This is a genomic window from Clostridium sp. C105KSO13 (genome assembly GCF_001517425.1).
Lineage (GTDB): Bacteria > Bacillota > Clostridia > Lachnospirales > Lachnospiraceae > Muricomes.
Genome location: NZ_FBWL01000172.1, coordinates 20,316 through 42,962, shown reverse-complemented (window position 1 = coordinate 42,962; position 22,647 = coordinate 20,316). Strand labels below are relative to the sequence as shown.

Genomic DNA, 22,647 nt, shown 5'->3' with positions numbered 1-22,647 from the left:
TAATCCATTGCCTTTTTTAATATCCCCATTTCAACTAATTCTCTTAATATTTTCAGTTCCCTTTCTTATTTGAAAAGCCTGACTAATATATTTAGAAAACTTTTTATCGAACACCCCTGTCTTAACATACTCTTTTTGGAAATACGCAATGACTCCGGCATGTTTTTCACCATGGACTCATTCGCTGTTGTTGTCAGAATCACAAATCTGCTGCCATCTTCAAACTGGCTGTAAAATCCCGCCAAATACATGATAGATGAATCTTTTCTAAAAAATGCAATCTTCTCTTTATTATGATTCCATTCATAGAATCCGCCTGCCGGAATCACAGTCCTATTGTACCGGATCCCATTGTAGAACATTCTCTTTTCCATAACTGATTCAGCTCTTGCATTAAAAACGACACCCTTGCCCTGATATCCCGGGTATCCCCAACGCTGGCAGGCAAGCTTTGGCCCCCGATCACCGTTGATAATTACCGGTGCAAAGTCTGTTGGATAAATATCTTTATCAAACAATTCCCCACCAACCCGACAGTCCGCCTCCTTGATAATTTTCTTTATTCTGTTTTTCAACGCCCTATCTACATAATACCTGCCGCACATAGCATGCTCCTTTAAACATTCATTCTATTTTTTCTGCGAATCTTCAAATTCAATTTAATTTCAGTAGGAATAATTGTTAATGCAACTATTCCGATTTGGATAAATACCAAGTATGTGACTAACTCTTCAAAGTTCGAACGATTTTTAATAAACACTAAAAACATAATCGTCATTATTATCAATATTAAGCCTATGACAAAATTTATTTTACCCCAGTACTTATGAGCATAATTCCAAGTATCCTGATTTAACCTTGACATTCTGGTGCGATAACCTGAAAGATCATTTATATTTACCGGCGGTTTTTTACTCCACCGTTTTCCTAATACAACCATAGATAATGGCACTAGTAATGAACATATAAATAAAAATAAAAACATCCCAATGGCCCCCGTGTTCTGTAAGTTTCCCTTTTCATCAATTGTATCAGACATAAATATAAAAGTATAGCACTGAGCAATATACATTCATACTCAATGCTATACTTTTATCTATCGCGCCCGCTGAATATGTACTGCGCAGACTTTATATTCCGGCACATTTGCAAAGCTGTCGGTGGCTGCATTTGTCAGGTTATTGACGTTTCCGTCTTCAAAGTGGAAGGTCATAAATACCTCTCCATAATTCACTTTATCTCCCACTACTGCCGTTGTCTCAATCTCTCCGCGGCGGGATGTTACCTTTACCCGATCCCCATTCTTGATTCCAAGAGAATCGGCATCACTTTTACGCATCTCCATATAGGAGGAGGGATAAAGTTCATTTAGCCCTTCCGTGCGCTGTGTCATGGCACCGGCATTATAATGATACAGCATACGGCCTGTAATCATAGTAAACGGATACTCTTCATCCGGAAGTTCGGCTGAAGGCTGATACTTCGCCGGATAGAAATACCCAAGACCTCTTGTGAACTTGCCCATATGTAAAATAGCGGCGCCCTTGTCCTTTTCATCCTTGCATGGCCACTGCAGAGTTTCTCCTGCGTCCAGCCGGGCATGGCTGATACCGTGGTAGGACGGTGTAAGTTCTGCAATCTCCTCCATAACCTCACTTGCGCTTAAGGTTGGCTGAGGGTATCCCAGGCGATTCATCACATCGTAGAATATCTCGGCATCCGGCCTCATTTCCCCTTCAAGCTCCACTGCTTTCCGAATACGCTGCACCCGTCTCTCGGAATTGGTAAATGTACCTTCCTTTTCTGCATAAGACACACCGGGCAGGACTACATCTGCATACTCGGCTGTTTTTGTCATGAACAGTTCCTGAACTACCAGGAAATCCAGGCTTTTAAGCATCTTTTTGATATGTCCTATATCCGGATCGGTACGGACCGGATCTTCTCCGAAAATATACAGTGCCTTCACTTTGCCATCCGCTACGGCTTCCGGTATCATAGTTGAAGGAATCCCGATCACAGGATTGAGTGGTGTTCCCCAGTGTTCAGAGAATTTCTTCAGCACATCTGGATTCTTTACCTTTTGGTAACCAGGGAAATCTCCCGGCATGCAGCCCATATCGCAGGCACCCTGTACATTGTTCTGTCCACGTATGGGATTGATTCCGCAGCCAGAGCGCCCGATCTTCCCTACCATCATGGCCAGGTTGGACAGACTCATCACCCCTTCAGTACCGGTGGAGTGTTCCGTAACACCCAGGCAGTACATAATGGGTGCTTTCTTTGCTTTGGCATACAGATGTGCGGCCTTTCGAAGCTCATCCGCATCAATGCCGCAGACCTCCGCCACCTTTTCCGGCGTGTAATCTTTTACTATTTCTTTCAATTCTTTAAAGCCCTCTGTACGGGACTTGATAAACTCCATATCTGCCAGACCGTCTTCAAGAATGATATGCATCATTCCGTTGGCGAAGGCCACATTTGTTCCGGGCTTCACCTGAAGATGTATTTGGGCATGTTTAGCCAGATCAATCTTTCTGGGATCAACGACTATTAATTTGCATCCCTCGTGCACCGCGCGGCGGATTTTCGTTCCAAGCACCGGATGTGCTTCCTCCGGATTGGAACCTACTAGCATAATGACATCCACATCAGGAGCTGTAATGTCATCAAACGGGTTTGTCATGGCACCCGAACCCAGCGTAGCTGCAAGACCTGCAACTGATGGGCTATGTCAAACGCGGGCGCAATTGTCTACGTTATTGGTCCCCACTGCCGCCCGCATCATCTTCTGGAACATATAATTGTCCTCATTTGTGGAGCGGGAGCAGGCGAACCCGGCAATTGCATCCGGTCCCTCCTCTTCCTTGATCTGATTAAATTTATCTGTGATAAGACTCAGCGCCTCATCCCATGTGGCAGGTTCGAATTTACCGTCTTTCTTTACCAAAGGCGTTGTCAGCCTGTCACCTGAATGAACAAATTTATAGGAGCCATATTTTCCCTTCACACAGAGTAGGCCTTTGTTTGTAGGACCATCCGCAGGATTGACTCCGACTATCTTGCCGTTCTTGACCAGGAGGTCAAACTGGCAGCCCACCGCACAATGGGGGCAGGTAGTCCGTGTGGAAGTTACTTCATAGGAACGATAATTCTTTTTTTGATCATAGGAAGAAAGAGCGCCTGTAGGACATGCGGAGACGCAATTTCCACAAGATTCACAGGTGGGATCCGTACGGGCTATGTCATAGCAGGTAGAGATATGGGCATCAAAACCGCGGCCGGCTATACTGAGTACATCCCGTCCCTGTAGTTTTTCACATACACGTTCACATCTGTGGCACATGATACATTTGTCAGCGCGGAACTCGTAAAAACGATTTGTAGTGTCCGCCTTTCCGAACGGTGCCCGTTTACCGATTCTAAAGCTGGTTCTCTCCACACCGTATTCCAGGCAATATTCCTGCAGCTTACAGCTTCCATTGCGTGCGCAGGAAAAGCATTCTAGAGTGTGGTTGCTCAGGAGCAGATCCAATATAAATTTACGAGCTTCCACAACCCGTTCGGAGCGGGTGTAAACAACCATTCCCTCGGCACAGTGTTCGGCACAGGAAGGTACAAGACCTCCTTTGCGTCCCCCCTCTATTTCTACAACGCACATACGGCAGGAGGCGTCGGGGGCAAGTTCCTTCATATAACAAAGTGTGGGGATAACAATTCCCAGGCTCTCGGCCGCTTTCAAAATAGTTGTACCCTTTGGCACGGTACAAGACTTATTGTCTATAGTAAGCGTGACCGTTTTGATAGCAGAATCTATAACCATTTAACTATACTTCCTTTCTGAATTTAGTAATATTCACTTTTTTATTTCTCATCCCAATAGATGATTTCTACTGTATCACCGGGCGAAATAGTTGTTCCCTGTTTCTGGTCAATCAGGCAGTTTGAGTAAAGCATCTCCGACAAAACGGAAGATCGCTGGTTTCTGTCATAAATATGAATCCCCGCCTCGTCAGAGAAAGCCTGAAGAAACCGTCTTTTTTTCGAAGCTTTAATACTTCCTTCAGCCACTATTTTCTCAGTCTTCTTCCAAGTGAGAGAATCATCTCCCGTCATCCTGGCTGCAACAGGCCAGAAAAACAGTTGGAAATTAACCATTGCAGCAAAAGGATAGCCTGATAAGCTAAGGATTGTCTTTTCTTTATATCTGGATGCCATTACCGGTGTCCCGGGACGCATATTTACTCTTTGAAAAAGCCTTTTGGCTCCCATTTCTTCCAATGCCGCCGGCAGAAAGTCTTTCTTTCCTACAGAAAGTGCTCCTGTGGTAATAATCAAATCAACCTGATCAATTCTCTCCTCCAGCATATGTGAAAAGCTTTTAGAATCATCGGCACATATCTCCATAAAAGGCACTTCAATACCTTTCGCTTTCAGTTTGGCAGCAATCATATATGCACTGCTGGGATAGACACCGACTTTTCCTATAGGACGGTGGAGAGGCACCAGTTCACTCCCTGTGGAAATAACGCCAATTTTCATGGGCTTAAACACTTGAATCTTCCGGATTCCCAAACTGGCCAGGACGCCGATATGCCCTGGTTCCAAACGGGTTCCACAATCTATTATGTGCCTTCCGGCCTCAATGTCTTCTCCTATGTGGCAATAGTTCTGCCAGGGCCTCGCTTCCACATATACTTTAGCCTCTTTCTCCCCGTAATCGGTATCCTCCTGCCGTATTACACAGTCATATCCCTTCGGCACCACGCCTCCGGTCATAACCCGGACTGCCGTAAAAGGTTCTGCTGCAGGAGAAATATCATCCCCGGCACAAATTTCGCCGACAATATGAAAGCGGACCGGATTCTCCCTGGATGCACTTTTTGTGTCCCGGCTTCTGACCGCATATCCGTCCATTGCCGATTTAGGAAAATGGGGGACAGGGGTTTTAGCTGTCACCTCTTCTGCACAGATTTTCCCAAGAGCCGATAGGATATCAAGCTTTTCTGTTATTGTATTTTTCTTTACGCTGTTCACTAGCAGGTCAAGGGCCTCTTCTAATTCAATTTCAATCAATCCCGTGCATCCTTTCTAAATAGCTATGTTTTAGCTGATACATTCTTCGAATTCATTTCTATAGCCGGTCAGGGCGGACCTTACAGAAATGGATACCGACTGCCCAAGTCCGCAGGCCGACAGATTTGTGATAAGCTCCAGCATTTTCTCAAGCTTTTCAATATCCCCCTGTTTGCCGCCATGCCGCTGAAGTTTCCGGAGCAGTTCCAAAAGTCTTGTGGTTCCAAGTCTGCATGGGGTACATTTCCCGCAGGACTCCTCTACAAAGAATTCCATTACACTTGTCATATAATCTACAATATTGACGCTGGCATCCATAACCACAATGGCTCCCGAACCTATTGCCAGTTTGTTATACCAAAAATCCCCGTAATCATACAGCCGTCCCTTAATCTGCTCACTTGTTCCGATAGGACCTGACTGGCCGCCAAAGTGAATGAACTTAATGGGTCTCCCAGTGGAGGTCCCCCCGCCATATTCTTCGCTGTAAAGTATTTCATCAAGTGGCGTGCCAAGTTCAACTTCATAAATACCACGATTTTTTATATGTCCGGACAGACAGACCAGCTTTGTGCCGCCTCCGTCTTTTGTTCCAAGATTCAAAAATGCTTCTCCGCCCATATTGATAAGTGCAGGAACACAGGCAAAAGATTCCACATTATTCACCAGTGTAGGCTTCAAGTACAGTCCTACATCCGCCAGATGGGGAGGTTTCACTCTGGGCCGCCCTGTTTTTCCTTCAATGGAATTGAGCAGCGCGGAGTTCTCGCCGCAGACATAAGCGCCGGCACCGGAAATGATGTGAATATCATAGTTAAACCCATCAATTCCCATAATGTTTTCCCCAAGATATCCTGCCCGGCGAGCATTATCTAAAGCCTGCTGGAATACCGCCTGAATATGCCTGTACTCACCTCTGATGTATATGTACCCGTCATTTGAGCCAAACTCATATCCTGCGATTAGCATTCCCTCTACCACACTGAGAGGGTCCTTTTCCAAAAGCATTTTGTCCTTAAAGGTTCCCGGTTCTCCTTCATCTGCGTTGCAGACAATATACTTGGGCGTATCCTGACTGCCGTATAAGTGACGCCATTTGCGTCCCAGCGGATAAGCAGCGCCGCCCCGTCCCCGGAGTTTTGCTGTGTCCAGTTCATCCAGAATAGTCTCTTTGTCCATGGTCACAGCTTTTTTCAGTGCGTCAAAACCGCCATATTTTGTAAATTCCTCTACAGAGGTGGAATCTGTCATTTTTCCCACCCGTTTTAAAAGGACTGGTTCTTTCAATGCCATTTCTATTTATCTCCTTTCGCCTATACAAGCACTTTGCCGCTTCGCAGATCATCAATCAATGATGATATCTTTTCATCATCGAGATGGCCGAATACAGTGTCCTTGATTTTAATTACCGGCCCGACGTCGCAGGCCCCTGCACAGGGAATGTAGTGATAGGCGAAAAGACCGTCATCCGTGGTCTTTCCCATCGGTACGCCAAGTTTTTTCTCAAGAGATGAAGAGACCTCTTCTGAGCGGGAAAAATGGCAGGGCGAACTGTTGCAGACTTTCAGTACAAACTTCGCCTGTGGTTTTTCCTTTAACATTGCATAAAAACTTACAATTTCATAAACTCTGGTTTCCGTCATATGCAGCTCATCTGCTACCAGGGCTGCAGTCTCCTCCTCAATATATCCTTCTTTTGAAGCAAACTGAAGATCTATTAAAGTCTCCAGAATATTTTCCTGTTTTCCACCATCTTGACGGATGATTCTCAGCTTTGCTTCCTTTTCTTTTATATCCATCCTAATAATCCTTCCTTTTAATGCTCTGCTGCTGCATTTGCCATTTTAGATGAGCCTGCTTTAACAGCCGAATCCTCTTTCTTCCCATACATCAGATAACATGGAAGCCCTATTACAAGCGCTCCGCCAACTGCATTTCCAAGAAAGACAATCACAATATTCAGGAAAAATGAAGCCCACGTAATATCTGCTTCCCCTGAAAAGATTGCTGCCGGAATAACAAAAGCATTTGCTACAACGTGCTGGAATCCTCCTACTACAAAGATCATAATCGGGAACCAGGCTCCAAGTATTTTCCCCGCAATATCCTTTGCACTTGTGGAAAGCCACACAGCCATGCAGACAAAAATGTTACATCCGATAGCAGAAATAAAAGCAACCAGCGGAGGGTCGCCGGCACGTGCATTTGCAATAGATAACGTCTTTTCCAAAAAAGCGCCTTCCGTCATGCCTGCAACGTGTCCCCAGAGATATGCAACAACAATTCCTCCCACCAGGTTCCCCAGCATAACTACCACCCAGTTATAAATTAAATCTATAAAGGAGATCTTTTTCTGAAGTGCACCAATCATCATAGTCATCATATTTCCGGTAGCCAGTTCTCCTCCCACAAGCACAATCCCAATCAGTCCTATAGGGAAGAGGCAGGCTCCAATTAAGGTCCCATAGCTTCCCCACTCGGCGGGTATGGTTCCCGAACCCTTTATGCAGGCTAAAAAGCCCAATCCAATAAATGCGCCTCCCAAAATAGCAAGTAGAAATAATTTTACAAAAGAAAATTCTTTTTTTGCTTTTGCTTTGTCTCCCAAAACATCCACAACTTCTGTCTGATTAAACATTCCCATATGTATGGCCTCCCTTTTAATATCACTTACTTTTTTGTCGTTATCTCATTCCATCTACGAACATCTTCCGGTGTATTCAAATTTACAATGCTTTTTGTCTCCTCAGTGCTTAATTCATACATCTCAACTTCCAGAGAAGAAAACGTGCTGCGGGGCTTTAGCTCGCCCATCTCAATGTGCTTTTCAAAAACAGGCAGACAGGATTTATGATAGAAGGCAAATAAGGGCTCCAGCTTTCTCTTATGACTGCATACTAAAACCTGTTCCTTATGAAGCCCCCGGTACATCCGCTCTATGAGACTGACATCCGGCAATGGCATATCACAGGCCATAGCAAAAATATACTCCGTTTGAACCTGCCCAAGAGCAGTACTTATCCCGCCTATAGGCCCCTTTTCAGTATAAATATCCACTAAAACAGGAAGTCCCCGAAAACCTGTCTGGTGTGCAAACTTGGCCTTGGTATTGCTGACCAGAACGACTTGTTCAAACAGAGTCTGTAGTTTTCTAACAGTCTGCAGGAGCAGATACTGCTCATCATTCTTAAGAAATGCTTTGTCAAAACCCATTCTCCTGCTCTTTCCGCCGCACAAAACAGCGGCTGTTACATTTTTTATTTTTTCGCCCATTTTTAGATAGTCCCAACTGTCCTCTTTGTAAATTTCATCGGCAACGACTGTCCAAAGTTCTTTAACCTAAATTTTTTTTAGATTTGAAAAGGACTTTAGGGAAATTGTATTTTATCACGTACAATTAAATCTGTCAACTTTTATGAATAAGCGCGCTTATCCATTTGTTATTTTATCTACAATGCACAAGTCATAAAATTTATATCAATTTTTGTTATGTTTTTCTCAATCTATTTTAATGTTACCCTAACAAATTTTTAGGTAATGTAAACAATATCAGGTCCAAAATACATTCAGTTTGATCTCTTTCAAGTATTTTTATCCTAATATGTTCTTGCTCATTATAAAAAAGGAATTTGTATAATAACTGCAGTGCATAATTCTCGTTAAAAAAATCACGTTATTTCAAGGATTTCCAAACGTTTCTTACATTGAATCACCTGTCCAAAAACGTTATAATAAAAGAAAAAAATATAATTAATAGGCAGGTGCAGCTTATGAAAGCGGAAATACATTTAGAAAAAAAAACATTTTTAAATGCAGGACATATGGTTATGATTGGTGCAACAGGCAGAAACAGTGGAAAGACAACTCTGGCTGTTCAGATTATTGATGCCTGTAAAGGTAAAATACCCATTGTTGCCTTTAAATTGATTACCATAAGAGATCACGGTGATATATGTCCCAGAGGAGGACAGGGCTGTGGAATCTGCAAGGGACTGAAAAGCTGTTTTGATATAAGGGAAGAAACCGGAACCGGTACGAAAGATACAATGCTGCTGAAAAAAGCCGGGGCTCAAAAAGTTTATCTGATTCGGGCTTTTAAGGAAAATATAAGAGAAGCTTTAGAAGCAGCACTGACATATGTCTCGAAAGATGCACTTATATTATGCGAGTCCAACAGTGCACGTCTTGTGGCAGCCCCCGCTCTCTTTATCATGATTCAGAGCAGTACAGCCTCCGCCGTAAAGCCAACGGCGAAGGCTGTGATGAAATATGCCGATATCATCCTGCCCCAGAACGAAAAGGCTTTTGCCGAGTTTATTCACGGTGAGCTGCCGTCAAGACTCCATTCCTGCTTAAAGTAAATGGTAACTGTTACTTACGGTATGCCACACTGTTCCACAGCAGTTCATTCTTAAACTGACGGATGTTCGTATCCTTGTCAATATAAACGGCTTCAATTCCCATACTTGCTGCCCAGTCGCCCATCTGCTGAGCAGTCAGGTCGTAAGAGAAGGCTGTATGATGTGCGCCCCCTGCTAATATCCACGCTTCAGCGCCTGTCAGAAGATTCGGTTCCGGTGTCCAGAATGCGGTGGCGACCGGAAGCTTCGGCATTGGTTTTTCTGTTTTCTTACAATTTACATCGTTGATGATCAGCCGGAATCTATCCCCTAAGTCAATCAGGGATGTTGCCACAGCAGGCCCTTCTTTTGCTGTAAATACCAGCCTTGCAGGGTCTTCTCTGTCGCCCATGGAAAGAGGCTGTTCCTTAATGCTGATTTTGCCCTCCGCAATGCTTGGGCAGACTTCCAGCATGTGTGCCTGCAGAATTCCTTCTTTTCCGGGTACAAGATTATATGTATAATCCTCCATGAAGGAAGTTCCCCTTGCATCTTTCATTCCGCCTGTCATAATCTTCATCAGACGGACCATGGCTGCCGTTTTCCAATCACCCTCTCCGCCGAATCCGTAGCCTTTTTCCATCAGTCTCTGAATGGCAAGTCCCGGCAGCTGTTTCAGATTTCCAAGATCGCCAAAGTGGGTAACAATTGCCTGATAGTTCTTCTCCTCCAGGAATCTTTCAAAACCAATCTCTATTCCGGCCTGAACTTCCACATGCCTGCGGAATTCTTTCTCGTCTCTGCCTTCCAGAAGGATCTCATATTTGTCATAGTATTCTTCCACCAACGTATCAATATCTGCCTGAGAAACAGCTTCTACCGCCTCTGTAATCTCATTAACCGGATAGGCATCCACTTCCCAGCCGAACTTGATCTGTGCCTCAACTTTATCGCCTTCTGTTACGGCAACATTTCTCATATTATCTGCAATACGCATAACGCGAATATGGCTGCTTTCAACAACTCCGACTGCGGTTCTCATCCAGGAGCCAATCTTTTTCTGTACTTCTTCATCCGCCCAATATCCTACAACAATCTTTCTTTCCATTCCCAGACGTGTGAAAATGTGACCGTATTCCCTATCACCGTGTGCAGCCTGATTCTCATTCATGAAATCCATATCAATAGCATCATAGGGAATCTCCTGATTGAACTGTGTATGTAGGTGGAGTAATGGTTTCCTGTACTCTTGAAGTCCCAGAATCCAAGACTTCGCAGGTGAAAATGTGTGCATCCAGGTGATAACACCGGCGCAGCTTTCATCCGTATTCGCCTCATTAAATGTCTTTCTGATTAACTCATTTGTAATAAGCGTTGGTTTCCACACTACTTCAAAGGGCAGATTGCCGGAAGTATTCAGCACCTCTACAATCTTTTTTGAATGTTCGGCTACATGCGCCAGACATTCATCCCCATATAAATCCTGCGATCCGGTGCAGAACCAAAATTGATATTTTTTTGTTTTTAACATATTCCTTCTCCTTTACTATTGTATAATTCTGTTATGTTCACATGCAATTAGTTTAGACTATGACTTCATTATAGAAAAACCCGGACACCCATTTCAATTTCATAATTCTGTCATCACTGCAAAAAAAGTTACCTAATCCGACCGAATGGAAATTTATTGTGATATACTATGATACGAAGGGCAAAAGGTTATGCTTTTCATGCTGCATGAAAAAGCATAACTTTGGGACCCTGCCATCAACTACTTTGAAAAGGAGGAACCCCATGAGTGAATCAAAACCAGAGCTGGCAGAATTCTGCCGGCAGGTTACATCCCAAAGCCCAAACAAATTGGCCCCTGACCACAAACTTGGAGACCGCCTGGTATGCCCGGAATATTCTAAATCCATTCCGGAAATAAAGACTTTCCCACTGCCGGCCGATGAACGAATTTTTGCTCTTTGCTGGAATATCACTTCAGATTCTGCTGTTTATTCTACCATGTGTCCCTCTCCAGAACCTTTCTGTTATCACCGTTTTTTTGATTCCGGTACATTGACTCAACTCCATACTCACGATTATATCGAGCTGGCCTATGTAGCAGATGGAGAATTTCGCCAGAAAATTCTTGGCAGAGACATTGTTTTTCAGAAAGGTGACCTATGCCTGGTCGACAAAAACTGTCTGCACCAGGACTATCTGTGCAAAGAACCTGCTGTGATTTTATTTATTGGAATTGCAAATGATATGTTTTCAGAAATAATGGATGAAAATATTACAACGCAGAAAATTATCGCTTTTCTCCAGTCAGCCTTATTGAAACAGAAAGATGTGCGGCAATATCTGCACTTTAAGCCGGGCAGTACCGCCGGCTGTGAAATGGAAAACTGCCTTTTTATGATTTTAAAAGAACTGTATAAAAGAAATGTCGGATACCACCATATATGCAAAGGTCTCCTGCTTAGAATCTTTAGAACTCTAAGTACAGAATATGATTTTTTTCTCTCCGGTGAGCAGCGAAAGACCATGAGCTGGATTATCTTCGAAGAAATCTCGTATTATATTCAGCGCAATTATGTCCACATCACAATTCAGGAACTGGTGGACACATTCCACTTTCAGGAAGATTATTTTAACCGCCTGATTAAAAACAATACCGGACTGACCTACTCTGCATATGTCCAGCAAATCAGATTGGAGAAGGCAGAGAAGCTTTTAACAGGCACACAAAAAAGCGTAGAAGAGATTGCTGAGCTTGTTGGGTATCACAACAAAGGATATTTCTATAAGATTTTCCGGCAGAAATATGGCATGACACCTTCAAGATACAAAAAAGCGCTCACAGTTCAGAAATAATCCTCCGTCACTATAAGCGCATTTCCATTCTTCTCCTACCTTTACTGCATAATTCCTTCATGCTCAAAACAGGTGGCAGGCAACAAGGTGATCTTTTGCTACTTTCTTAAGCAACGGCTGCTCTTCCCAGCACTGCTTTTTGGCATAGGGGCACCGCTCCACAAACCGGCAGCACTCCGGTGGATTAATCGGGCTTAATACCTCTCCTTTCATATGAATACGTTCTCTGTTGCGCGCGATACGCGGATCAGCAACAGGAATTGATGACAACAGTCCTTTTGTATAAGGATGCAGTGGATTCGCATATAGTTCTTCTGCCATCGCTGTTTCTACCATATTACCCAGATACATAACCACTACACGGTCAGAAATATACTTGACCACACTTAAATCATGGGCAATAAAAAGATAGGTCAGTTCCCGGTCACGCTGCAAATCTTTGAGCATATTGATAACCTGAGCCTGAATAGAAACATCAAGGGCGGAAATCGGCTCATCACAGACGATAAATTTCGGGTTTACTGAAAGAGCTCTGGCTATACCGATGCGCTGTCTCTGCCCGCCACTGAACTCATGTGGAAAACGCGATATATGATCTCGATTCAGGCCAACAGTTTCCAGCAATTCAACAACCCTGGCCTCCTTATTACGGTTGCTGCCCTCCAATCCCTCGGCAACAATTTCCTTAACTGTCATCCGGGGATCTAACGATGCATATGGATTCTGAAAAATCATCTGCATATTTCTGGTGTACTTATATGCTTCGTTTGCAGTTAAATGAATAACCGGCTTCCCTTCAAACTCAATGTCACCTGAAGTGGGTTTTGTCAGACGGACAATGCAGCGCCCAAATGTACTCTTTCCGCATCCGCTCTCGCCGACCAGGCTTACAATTTCTCCGGGATAAATATCCAGATTGATATTATCGACCGCTTTTAAGTATTGACCGCGGCCGACTTTGAAATTTTTGCAGAGTGCTCTCGTACGCAAAACCGGTTGTTTTTTTTCACTATTCATTTACCGCACTCCCCCTTCCAAACTCCTTTAACAGGTCAACGGACGGAGCACTTTCATGCTGTAACCAGCACATTGTTTCATGTCCTGCTGAAATCTCATAGTTTTTCGGCGGCATTTTATAACACACTTCCATTGCACACCGACACCGTGCTGCAAACGGACATCCTGCCGGTGGGTTAAACAAATCCGGCGGCGTCCCTTCGATCGATATTAGACGAGTGTCTTTCGGGGTATTTATACCGGCAATTGAATTTAAGAGCCCGGCTGTATATGGGTGCTTAAATTCATAGAAAACCTCATCAACCGTTCCAGTCTCTACTATCTTCCCGCCATACATGACAAGTACCCGGTCACACATAGATGCTATGACTCCTAAGTCATGGGTAATCAAAATAACCGACGTACCCATCTCCTGCTGGAGCTGCTTTAACAGATCCAATATCTGCGCTTCAATTGTAACATCCAGAGATGTTGTCGGCTCATCGGCAATGATTATGTCGGGATTGCGAACCAGTGCAATCGCAATCATGATACGCTGCTTCATGCCCCCGCTCAATTCATGTGGGTACTGCTTATATCGCTTTTCAGCATCCGATATACCTACTTTATGCAGAATATCCAGGGCTAATTGTTTTCTTTTACTTTTTGAAATCTCCTTGTGGTAGATTAAGACCTCTTCTATTTGCCTTCCAATTGTCATTGTCGGATTTAATGAGGTCATAGGGTCCTGGAAAATAAACCCTATATCGTCACTTCTCAGCTTGCGCATCTGCGCTTCGTTTTTATTAACGATATCTTCTCCCTGATACAAGATACTACCCTGCTCAAAGAAACCTGGCGGTTCAGGGTTTAAACGCAGTATGCATTGTGCGGTGACGCTCTTACCACAGCCTGACTCTCCGACGATACCCAATATTTCACCCTTTTTCAAATCAAAGCTGACATCACGCACTGCCCGTACAATACCGCCGTAAGTGTGAAATGAATAACTGACATTTTTTACTTCTAATACTGTCTTCATACCCTCGTCTCCATTCATTAGTCACTTCCTCTGAGTGTTGGATCCATCGCATCTCTGAGCCCATCACCGAACAGATTCATTGCCAGCATAGTTGTGCTGATAAAAAATGACGGTAAAAACATCATCCACGGGGAAGTTTTTACAAGCTGTGACCCTTCCTTGGCCAACAGTCCCCAGCTTGCGTTAGGAGGCATAATGCCAAGTCCGATATAAGACAAAAATGCTTCCATAAAAATGGCACCCGGTATGGCCATCATCAAACTGGTAATCTGCAGTCCCATCATATTTGCCACAATGTGTTTCATCAAAATCTTAAAGTCTTTTACACCAAGCACTTTGGCCGCCGAGACATATTCCTGGCTCTTAAGCCGCAGAACCTCCCCCCGCACAAGGCGGCATGTACCAATCCAGCCAAATAACACCATTGCAATAATCAGACAATGAATGCCCGGCTTTAAAATCACCATCAGCATAATGGTAATCACCATCGTCGGTAATCCGTAAAGTACATCCACAATACGCATCATCACCATATCAAAGGTTCCGCCGTAATAACCGGAAAGTCCGCCCAGAATCGTTCCTACGATACGATTAATAATCGATACTGCAAACCCGATAAACAATGATACCCGCGCACCCTGCCAGACACGTACAAACAGATCACGTCCCAGAGCATCGGTACCAAACCAATGCTCTTTGCCCGGTATTTCAAGAGTTCTGGACACATCCTGTTCCGTTCCGCTGTACGGGCTGAAAATCGGCACGAAAACAGCCAGCGCTATGTACAATAAAATTAAAAGCATGGAAAAGAAAACCACTTTGTTCTTCCGTACCCGGCGCCAGGTTTCCTGCCAGAAGGAAAGGCTGGGACGGCTGATTGATTCTCTTTTTTCCGCATTTTCTCCAACATGCTCAAACATCTCATTTGTCAATTCCATTCCTAGTCACCCGCCTTTCCCACAACACGGACACGGGGGTCTATTACGCCATACAGTATATCCACAACCATATTAGAAAAAACGAGAAATACACCATAAAACAGTGTCAACCCCATGACCAGAGAATAATCTGAATTTTTCACCGCATCCACGTAGTATTTACCGATTCCGGGAATAGCAAAAAGTGCCTCAATTACAAAGGTTCCGGTGAAAAGACCGGCTACCTGGGGACCCAATCCTGTCACAATCGGCATGATTGCATTCCGAATCTGATGTTTTACAGTAATCCTTACTCCTGTGAGACCTTTTGACTTAGCGGTCTTAATATAGTCCTGATTCACAACTTCCAGCATGGTGGCACGCATTGTACGCGAAATCCCCGCCATCGTAGCCAGACCCATGGCTATCATCGGCATGACTGTGTAAGATAAGCCTTTATACTGAGCAACCGGTAGCAATCCCCACTTATATCCAAAGAAATACTGAAGAATAGTGCCCACAATAAAATCCGGAACACTGGTACCAATAATTGATATGATTACACACATAATGTCAATCTTGTTTCCCCGGTTCAGCGCTGAGAGAATTCCCAGTACTAAACCAAAGGAAAGACCAAACACAAGGGCACGCAATCCGATATCGAGAGAATAAGGGAACCCCTGGGCAATAATGTTAACCACGGAACGGTTAACATATTTCATTGAATATCCTAAATCACCTCTAAAAAAATTTGCCATATATTTTCCGTATTGTACAATCATGGGCTGATCATATCCATAGTAGGAATTCAGACGCTCCTTTACTTCCTCTGAAATCTTTGGATCTGAAAACGGTCCTCCCGGCATCAGACGAATCAGAAAGAAGGTAATAGTAATCATTACAAAAATCGTTGCAATGCAAATTAAAATACGCTTAAATAAATATTTGCCCACTTTCGTTCCCCCTAACGGACACTTCTATTTCAAATCAGTACGAATAAAGTTAAACCCATAACCAGTAAAATAATAGTCAAGGTCTTTAATGTTCTCAGACTTAATATAAGTCGCCCGGCGGACATCTATTGGAATACAGGGGGCATCTGCCAGCAGTATTTTTTCCGCCTCAAACATTGCATCCAATCTAGCTTTCGGCTCTGTAGCCAGTTCCTGTGATTGTTTCATGTACTTATCATATTCAGGATTACTATAGCCGGAATCATTATAAGCACTGTCACTCATCCACAATTCCAGATAGGTGTAGGGATCCGAGTAGTCAGGGGTCCAGCCGGACATGGTCATTTCATACTCTCCTTTGGGCACCATTTCCAATACCTGCTCATACGGTACCAGTTTAATATTAATATCTATCCCCAGAACTTTCTTAACTCTTTCCTGAATAATTTCCGATCCTTCTTTTGCACCGTCACTGTCATCTGCCAGATATTCTAAATGTACATCTTCAGCCTTCATCCCCAGTTCCTGCAGCCCCTTTTCCAGATACTCTTTGGCTTTGGCTTCATCCCCGGCCGGAGGGCACATTTCGTATGGATATTCTTCGCCGTATGTTTTTTCTACTCCGGAAACATCCGGCATTACCAATCGTCTGGCTGCTTCCAGTGAACCGCGGCCGCGCAGCTTTGCAAACTCCTCAACATTGATCGCATAGGCAAATGCCAGCCGGATGTTCTTATTCGCTGCCACCTCTGATTTATTCACATTAAACTTAAGATAATCGACGGACCCGTCATGAAACTGAAATAAACGTGGGTCATCCTTATATTTTGCTATGCTGAGTGTCGGGACAGATGTTAAATCTATTTCTCCGGTTTCAAACATCGTAAATGCAGTCTGTCTGTCTTTGACAAATTCAATTTGTAACTCATCCAGCTTAACAGCAGATTTATCCCAATATTGATCGTTCTTTTCCAGAATCAGCGCTTCATTTGGGTGCCATTCTTTAACTTTGAACGGTCCACTGTATACATTCTTATCAGCTGTTGATGAAAAATCACGTCCATACTTTTCTACGTAGTCTTGTCTGGCCGGTGCAAAACTCCCGTTCGAAAGCATACTGGGGAAATATGGTGCCGCGTACTGCAGCGTTATTTCTAACGTCTTATCATCTAGCACTTTCACACCATACTCATCAACTGATACCTTACCGGCGGTAATCTCCGCTCCGTTTTTAACAATGGCACCAAAGAATGCAAAGGGGGATGCCGTATTCGGATCAACCAGACGTTTAAAGCCATATTCATAATCCCCTGCTGTCATTGGCTCACCGTCGCTCCATTTTAAATCATCACGGAGGTGGAAAGTATAGACTAGACCATCGTCGGAGACATCATAGGATTCTGCTCCGTCCGGATTGACCTCGCCGCCCTCCATCCTTAATAATCCAGCACCCAGATGGTACAGAATAGTCTGGCTGGGCATAGAGTTTGCCATCTGCGGATCCAGCGTCGGCGGTTCGTCCAATACGACTTTTAGAACCTTTTCCCCACCCGCTGCATCAGCTTCTGTGCTGTTAGTATCGTCTTCTTTGCCGCCCGGCACACACCCGGTAATTGATGTGATCAAAAGCGTAAATGTTAAGACCACTGCTGCTCTTTTTAACCTCATTATCTCATCCTCCTTTATTATTGTCTGCCAGTTTATATGCAGCCTCTTTTGACAAGTTTTTTTAATAAGTCCTTTCACTATTTATACTATTATCAAAAAGACAAGAATATGATACCAGGGTCCCAAAGTCATGTAGTTTCATGTTTACATGAAAAAAACATGACTTTGGGACCCGCAAAACATGAGAAAGCAGCCCTAAGATAAATCCACACCTGTTGAGAAATACATCTATTTAATCAGAAAGAGCCCCGGGGCAGCCTGCCCGTGGCTCTTTATACAGGTAACATTATGTACTCATTTTTTTATTTTTTCTTTTGGAAGTTCTTGTAATAGTCATCGTGAACCGACTTAATTACTTTGGTCAGCATAAACAGTGCCAGGATGTTCGGGATTACCATCATGGAGTTGAAGCAGTCGGCCATGTTCCATACCAGGTCTACCTGTGCTAAGGAGCCCAGTACAACGCATACTGCTACCAGCACAGCATATATCCTTACAGCTTTTGTACCAAATAAGTATTTTACATTGGCTTCACCGAAGAAATACCACCCTATGATTGTGGAAAATGCGAAGAAGAGCAGGCAAACTGCAATAAAGATGTCTCCTCCTTTTCCGTACAGCGTAGAAAATGCGAACTGGCTCAGTTCTGCGCCTGTCTTTCCGGATGGAATTGACTTTGTCGTAATGATTACCAATGCTGTCACGTTCAGAACAATAAATGTATCAATGAATACCCCTGTCATTGCCAGGAAACCCTGTTCTACCGGATGATCTACTTTTGCTACGGCATGTGCATGAGGCGTGGAACCCATACCTGCTTCATTGGAGAAGAGACCTCTGGCAACGCCTTTCGTCAGGGCAAGTTTAATCGTTGCACCTACTGCACCGCCGGAAACCGCTGAAGGCTTGAATGCACCGACAAATATTGAGGCAAATGCATAGGGGATATTCTTGTAATTGTAGGAAATGACAATCAGTGATCCTATAATGTAAAGAACTGCCATAAACGGTACTATGATTTCTGTAACCTTTGCAATTCTTTTCATTCCGCCTACAAATACAAACAGTGCGATTATTGCAACAATTACTCCCATCACCGGCTGAGGGATGCCAAACGCTGTATTAAAGGCCGATGCAATCGAATTGGACTGCACTGCATTTCCCATAAAGCCAAGAGCTAAAGTAATCAGCACAGCGAAAATACCTGCCAGGACTTTTCCAAATGTACCTTGAAATGCTGCCCGAATATAGTACACAGGCCCTCCTGTGATTTGCCCGTCTTTACCGACCTGCTTATACTTCTGGGCCATGATTGCTTCTGCAAAAATCGTCGCCATCCCTAGGAAGGCGGCAATCCACATCCAAAAAATAGCACCCGGTCCGCCAATTGCCAACGCTGTGGCTGCTCCTGCGATATTCCCGGTACCTACTTGTGCAGCGATTGCTGTCGCAAGGGCCTGAAAAGAGGACATTCCGTCTTTCCCTGCTTCGCCTTTCTTGGAAAACAATTCTCCGAAAGTCCTTTTCATCCCTTCTTTGAAACCTCTTACCTGAATGAAATTTAATCGTATTGTGAACCATGCACCTCCGGCCAAAAGCAGTATAATCAAAATGTAATCTGCAAGATAATGCTGGATCGTCAATACGATATTGTTCAGTGTCTCCACACCAAAACCCCCTTTTCTAATTTACATTTTTTGTTTAAAGCCTCACTACAGCCCCCTTTTCCCAGCCTGAATCTTAGTAAAATTCCATACTACTATGATAACATTTTCACATTATTTAATCAATGTTTTCTATATGTTTATAAACTATTTGTATACTTTTCATACATTTTCTATTTTATTAACTTTATACACAAAAAAGAAGGCAGGATTGTAAAGTTCTTCTCACTGCCTTCTTTTGGTTTATATTCAACTTTTTCTGAGCATAGCAGCGATTCCACACACCGCAGCATAAAAAACACCGGCGCAGGGCCATACAACCCAGGTGATTTCCCACCTTCGTGTAAGAAAACTTGCCCCCAGGTATATAGCTGTCGCTGTGCACCAGTATACCTTTGACAGGTTATCATTTCTTTTATTCTCGAGTTTCTTACTCCGGGTATAATCCCCTTCTTCCAGGAGCTTTTGATAGCTTCCATAAATCATACTGGACCATACAAATAGGAAAACAGCAAAAGCTATCAATATGAGAAGAAAAGCAACGCAATAAACATATACCATATCCGGTGGATTAAAAGCTGCTGCTATCAAAATCGGCACAGCACTGATAATGCAAAGTGCAACACCGGAAGCTATACATCTCTTAAAGACCGGTTCAAAGTAGTCGCGTTTCGTCTGTGCAATACCTGCCACACCATACTGCAGGTTAAGGGACTCCTTTTCCAAGTATTCAAATTTGTCCAGCTGCATCCCAATCAGGATAAATACTGCAACAGCTCCTGCAATTATCAAAAGCAGAACTGTCACTCCTACCCCTCCTGCCATATCTTCTGTAATTCCTGTCTCCTGATATTCTGACAAACCGCCCAGCAAAATTAAAAGTACCGGTGAAAGAATACATGCCGAAACTGCTCCCGCCATCTTCTTGGCTGCTCCGTCAACCATCTCCATGTAGCTGTTGGCATCTTCCAGTGAAACAGTTCTTACAGATTCATTATTATAATCCGATTCATCATCAGAAATTGTTCCAACGCGGGCCTCGTCCTCCAGCTCATCCTTTAATAAATAATCGGTGCTCACCTCGAAGATTTCACTCAACTTAATAATTTTATCTAAGTCCGGAATTGCTGCAGTGCTCTCCCATTTTGAAACCGACTGTCGGGAAATGTTCAGTTTCATTGCCAGTTCTTCCTGAGACCAGCCGTTTTGTTTTCTGAGCTTCATTATCTTCTCCGCCAAAATCATAAAACTTCTCCTCACACAAAATTTTTACTTTTTAGCTTACGATATCGCAAAATGCTCTCTTAAGATAATATTATCTTAGCAAAAAGACTGGTTGCCGGCCACCAATCCAACTTGGAAATTTGTCAACCGGCAGTTGCACCCCAGGGAAACGCTCCCTTTTTAGCCATTTTTCATGATAACCATTTCCATTACATTCGCCACATGCTCACAGGCATCGCAACAATCTTCCATTAGATCAAAGATTTTACTCCAGGCAAAAATCTGCAGGGGATTGCTTTCCTGTTCAAAGAGTTCTCTGACTGCGGTCATATATAAACGATCGCCTTCCTCTTCAATTGTATTGATCTCAATGATTTTTTCTTTAAGTGTAGTTGATTTGTGAAAGTTTGGAAACTCATCCACCGCTATTTTTAATTTATCGCACATCTTTAGTATGATATCTGCATACGTATTTGCATCGGTCCGGAGTGTCTGGACATTATACATATGCATTCTCATCACAATTTCCTCGATTTTATCTGTTACATTATCCAGGTGGTGTGACATATCAATAATGTCTTCCCTATCAATCGGAGGTATGAATTCTTTTGCAAGACGCTCCATCATCTCATGCTTAATGTCGTCTTCTTCGTTTTCAATCTCATGCATTAATTCACATTTTTCCTCAAAAGTGTCAGGAGTGAATTCTCTGAGTGTTTTCTTCAAATGTTCCGCTGCTCTGCAGGAACATTCCACCATCCTGTTAAAGTCTTCAAAATAAGGGCTCTTTTTCTTTGCCATAATTTCTGTATCCTTTCTTTAAAAAAACATTGTAAATAGTTTTGCCATTACAAAGCCAATTAAACCGCAGCCAGGAAATGTCAATATCCAGGTCATTACCATCTCTTTTACTACACTCCAGTCAACCTGTTTAATGCTCTTTGCTGCACCTACGCCCATAATTGCCGTAGTCTTTGTATGGGTCGTGGAAACCGGCATACCGGTAAGTGATGAAAGCAGCAGGCATCCCGCACCTGCCAGGTCCGCTGCAAACCCTTGATAAGTTTCAAGCTTAACCATATCCATGCCCACAGCCTTAATAATCTTATAACCGCCGATGGATGTCCCAAGCCCCATTATCAAAGAACAAATTACAATCAGCCAGAATGGGATTTCAAACAGCCCGGCATTTGTATCCCCGTTATTGAGAGCTATGCCCAACAAAAATACACCCATAAATTTCTGTCCGTCCTGCGCCCCATGCATAAAAGCCATAGCTGCAGCTCCGCCAATCTGAGCTTTCTGGAATATTTCGGTAGTTTGGCGGCGGTCAACGCCGCCAAATATCAGGCCAATCAGTTTTACCACAATATATCCCATAGCAAATCCCAGAAATGTGGAGAGTACCAGACCATAAATTACCTTCAGCCATTCACTGCCATTTACACCGTCAAGCCCCCCGTGCATGGCTATAGCCGCCCCCGTAAGACCGGCAATCAAAGCATGACTTTCACTGGTCGGGATGCCAAATGCCCAGGCCGCAACGGCCCACATTACTATGGCAATCATCGCCGCACACAATGCCACCAGTGCCTGATGAGCATTATCTCCAAAATCCACCATGTTGTAAATGGTCTGGGCTACATTCTTATTGATTGCAGTCATTACTAAAATTCCAAGAAAATTAAACACTGCCGCCATTGTGATCGCCGGACGCGGAGGTATTGCCTTTGTCGACACCGCTGTAGCAATAGCATTGGGGGCATCTGTCCAGCCGTTGACTAAAATAACAGCCAGAGTCAGCACAACTGTAATCAGAAGGGCAGGGTTGTCCTTCGTCTGCGCCAAAAATTCGCCAAAATTATACATTTTCATTTCCTTCCATAACATTTAAAGTCGTCC

20 protein-coding genes are annotated in these 22,647 nt (G+C 43.6%); 2 read left to right on the top strand and 18 right to left on the bottom strand.

Features of this window, described 5'->3' with window-relative positions; all coding sequences use genetic code 11:
- Positions 1-65 precede the first annotated feature (65 nt).
- From BN3456_RS16005 to BN3456_RS15305, 8 genes are all read right to left on the bottom strand, one after another.
- Positions 66-605: an SOS response-associated peptidase family protein gene (locus tag BN3456_RS16005; protein ID WP_176699224.1), complete on the bottom strand. Its 540-nt coding sequence runs from the start codon at positions 603-605 to the stop codon at positions 66-68.
- 11 nt (positions 606-616) lie between these two features.
- On the bottom strand, positions 617-985 hold the full coding sequence (locus BN3456_RS15335) for an SdpI family protein (protein ID WP_242862906.1): 369 nt from the start codon (positions 983-985) through the stop codon (positions 617-619).
- A 111-nt stretch (positions 986-1,096) separates the two neighbouring features.
- Complete coding sequence (gene fdhF, locus BN3456_RS15330) at positions 1,097-3,823, bottom strand: formate dehydrogenase subunit alpha (RefSeq protein WP_089985652.1); 2,727 nt, start codon at positions 3,821-3,823, stop codon at positions 1,097-1,099.
- Positions 3,824-3,864: 41 nt separating this feature from the next.
- On the bottom strand, positions 3,865-5,076 hold the full coding sequence (gene glp / locus BN3456_RS15325) for a molybdopterin molybdotransferase MoeA (RefSeq protein WP_089985650.1): 1,212 nt from the start codon (positions 5,074-5,076) through the stop codon (positions 3,865-3,867).
- Positions 5,077-5,106: 30 nt separating this feature from the next.
- On the bottom strand, positions 5,107-6,369 hold the full coding sequence (locus BN3456_RS15320) for a complex I 51 kDa subunit family protein (RefSeq protein ID WP_176699223.1): 1,263 nt from the start codon (positions 6,367-6,369) through the stop codon (positions 5,107-5,109).
- Between the two features lie 20 nt (positions 6,370-6,389).
- Entirely contained in the window at positions 6,390-6,875 is a 486-nt protein-coding gene (locus BN3456_RS15315) for an NADH-quinone oxidoreductase subunit NuoE family protein (protein ID WP_207644110.1), read from the bottom strand.
- 17 nt (positions 6,876-6,892) lie between these two features.
- Entirely contained in the window at positions 6,893-7,720 is an 828-nt protein-coding gene (locus BN3456_RS15310) for a formate/nitrite transporter family protein (RefSeq protein ID WP_089985646.1), read from the bottom strand.
- A 26-nt stretch (positions 7,721-7,746) separates the two neighbouring features.
- On the bottom strand, positions 7,747-8,349 hold the full coding sequence (locus BN3456_RS15305; protein WP_089985644.1) for a molybdenum cofactor guanylyltransferase: 603 nt from the start codon (positions 8,347-8,349) through the stop codon (positions 7,747-7,749).
- Between the two features lie 497 nt (positions 8,350-8,846).
- Here BN3456_RS15305 and BN3456_RS15300 point away from each other — a divergent pair, with 497 nt between their 5' ends.
- Positions 8,847-9,437: a hypothetical protein gene (locus BN3456_RS15300; protein WP_089985643.1), complete on the top strand. Its 591-nt coding sequence runs from the start codon at positions 8,847-8,849 to the stop codon at positions 9,435-9,437.
- Positions 9,438-9,447: 10 nt separating this feature from the next.
- On the opposite strand, the gene araA is transcribed toward BN3456_RS15300, so the two are convergent.
- Positions 9,448-10,947: an L-arabinose isomerase gene (araA, locus tag BN3456_RS15295; protein ID WP_089985641.1), complete on the bottom strand. Its 1,500-nt coding sequence runs from the start codon at positions 10,945-10,947 to the stop codon at positions 9,448-9,450.
- A 263-nt stretch (positions 10,948-11,210) separates the two neighbouring features.
- On the opposite strand from araA, the gene BN3456_RS15290 reads away from it, so the two are divergent.
- Positions 11,211-12,281, top strand: coding sequence for an AraC family transcriptional regulator (locus BN3456_RS15290; RefSeq protein ID WP_089985639.1), 1,071 nt, complete (start codon positions 11,211-11,213; stop codon positions 12,279-12,281).
- A gap of 63 nt (positions 12,282-12,344) precedes the next feature.
- On the opposite strand, the gene BN3456_RS15285 is transcribed toward BN3456_RS15290, so the two are convergent.
- The 9 genes from BN3456_RS15285 to BN3456_RS15245 all read right to left on the bottom strand — a co-directional run bounded on the left by BN3456_RS15285 (position 12,345) and on the right by BN3456_RS15245 (position 22,635).
- Positions 12,345-13,298: an ABC transporter ATP-binding protein gene (locus tag BN3456_RS15285; protein ID WP_089985638.1), complete on the bottom strand. Its 954-nt coding sequence runs from the start codon at positions 13,296-13,298 to the stop codon at positions 12,345-12,347.
- Positions 13,291-14,319, bottom strand: a complete 1,029-nt coding sequence (locus BN3456_RS15280; protein ID WP_089985701.1) for an ABC transporter ATP-binding protein — start codon at positions 14,317-14,319, stop codon at positions 13,291-13,293. The genes BN3456_RS15285 and BN3456_RS15280 overlap by 8 nt, the downstream gene beginning before the upstream one ends.
- A gap of 17 nt (positions 14,320-14,336) precedes the next feature.
- Positions 14,337-15,257, bottom strand: a complete 921-nt coding sequence (locus BN3456_RS15275) for an ABC transporter permease (RefSeq protein WP_089985636.1) — start codon at positions 15,255-15,257, stop codon at positions 14,337-14,339.
- A gap of 2 nt (positions 15,258-15,259) precedes the next feature.
- Positions 15,260-16,189: an ABC transporter permease gene (locus BN3456_RS15270; protein WP_089985634.1), complete on the bottom strand. Its 930-nt coding sequence runs from the start codon at positions 16,187-16,189 to the stop codon at positions 15,260-15,262.
- Positions 16,190-16,213: 24 nt separating this feature from the next.
- Positions 16,214-17,857 (bottom strand): peptide ABC transporter substrate-binding protein, encoded by a 1,644-nt coding sequence (locus BN3456_RS15265; protein WP_089985631.1) that lies wholly within the window; start codon positions 17,855-17,857, stop codon positions 16,214-16,216.
- Positions 17,858-18,159: 302 nt separating this feature from the next.
- Positions 18,160-19,524, bottom strand: coding sequence for an alanine/glycine:cation symporter family protein (locus BN3456_RS15260; RefSeq protein ID WP_089985630.1), 1,365 nt, complete (start codon positions 19,522-19,524; stop codon positions 18,160-18,162).
- Between the two features lie 246 nt (positions 19,525-19,770).
- Positions 19,771-20,766, bottom strand: coding sequence for a helix-turn-helix domain-containing protein (locus BN3456_RS15255; RefSeq protein ID WP_089985628.1), 996 nt, complete (start codon positions 20,764-20,766; stop codon positions 19,771-19,773).
- A gap of 159 nt (positions 20,767-20,925) precedes the next feature.
- Positions 20,926-21,546 carry a DUF47 domain-containing protein gene (locus BN3456_RS15250; protein WP_089985626.1) on the bottom strand — a complete coding sequence of 207 codons (621 nt, stop codon included), beginning with the start codon at positions 21,544-21,546 and terminating at the stop codon, positions 20,926-20,928.
- Positions 21,547-21,564: 18 nt separating this feature from the next.
- Complete coding sequence (locus BN3456_RS15245) at positions 21,565-22,635, bottom strand: inorganic phosphate transporter (RefSeq protein WP_242862905.1); 1,071 nt, start codon at positions 22,633-22,635, stop codon at positions 21,565-21,567.
- Positions 22,636-22,647 lie beyond the last annotated feature (12 nt).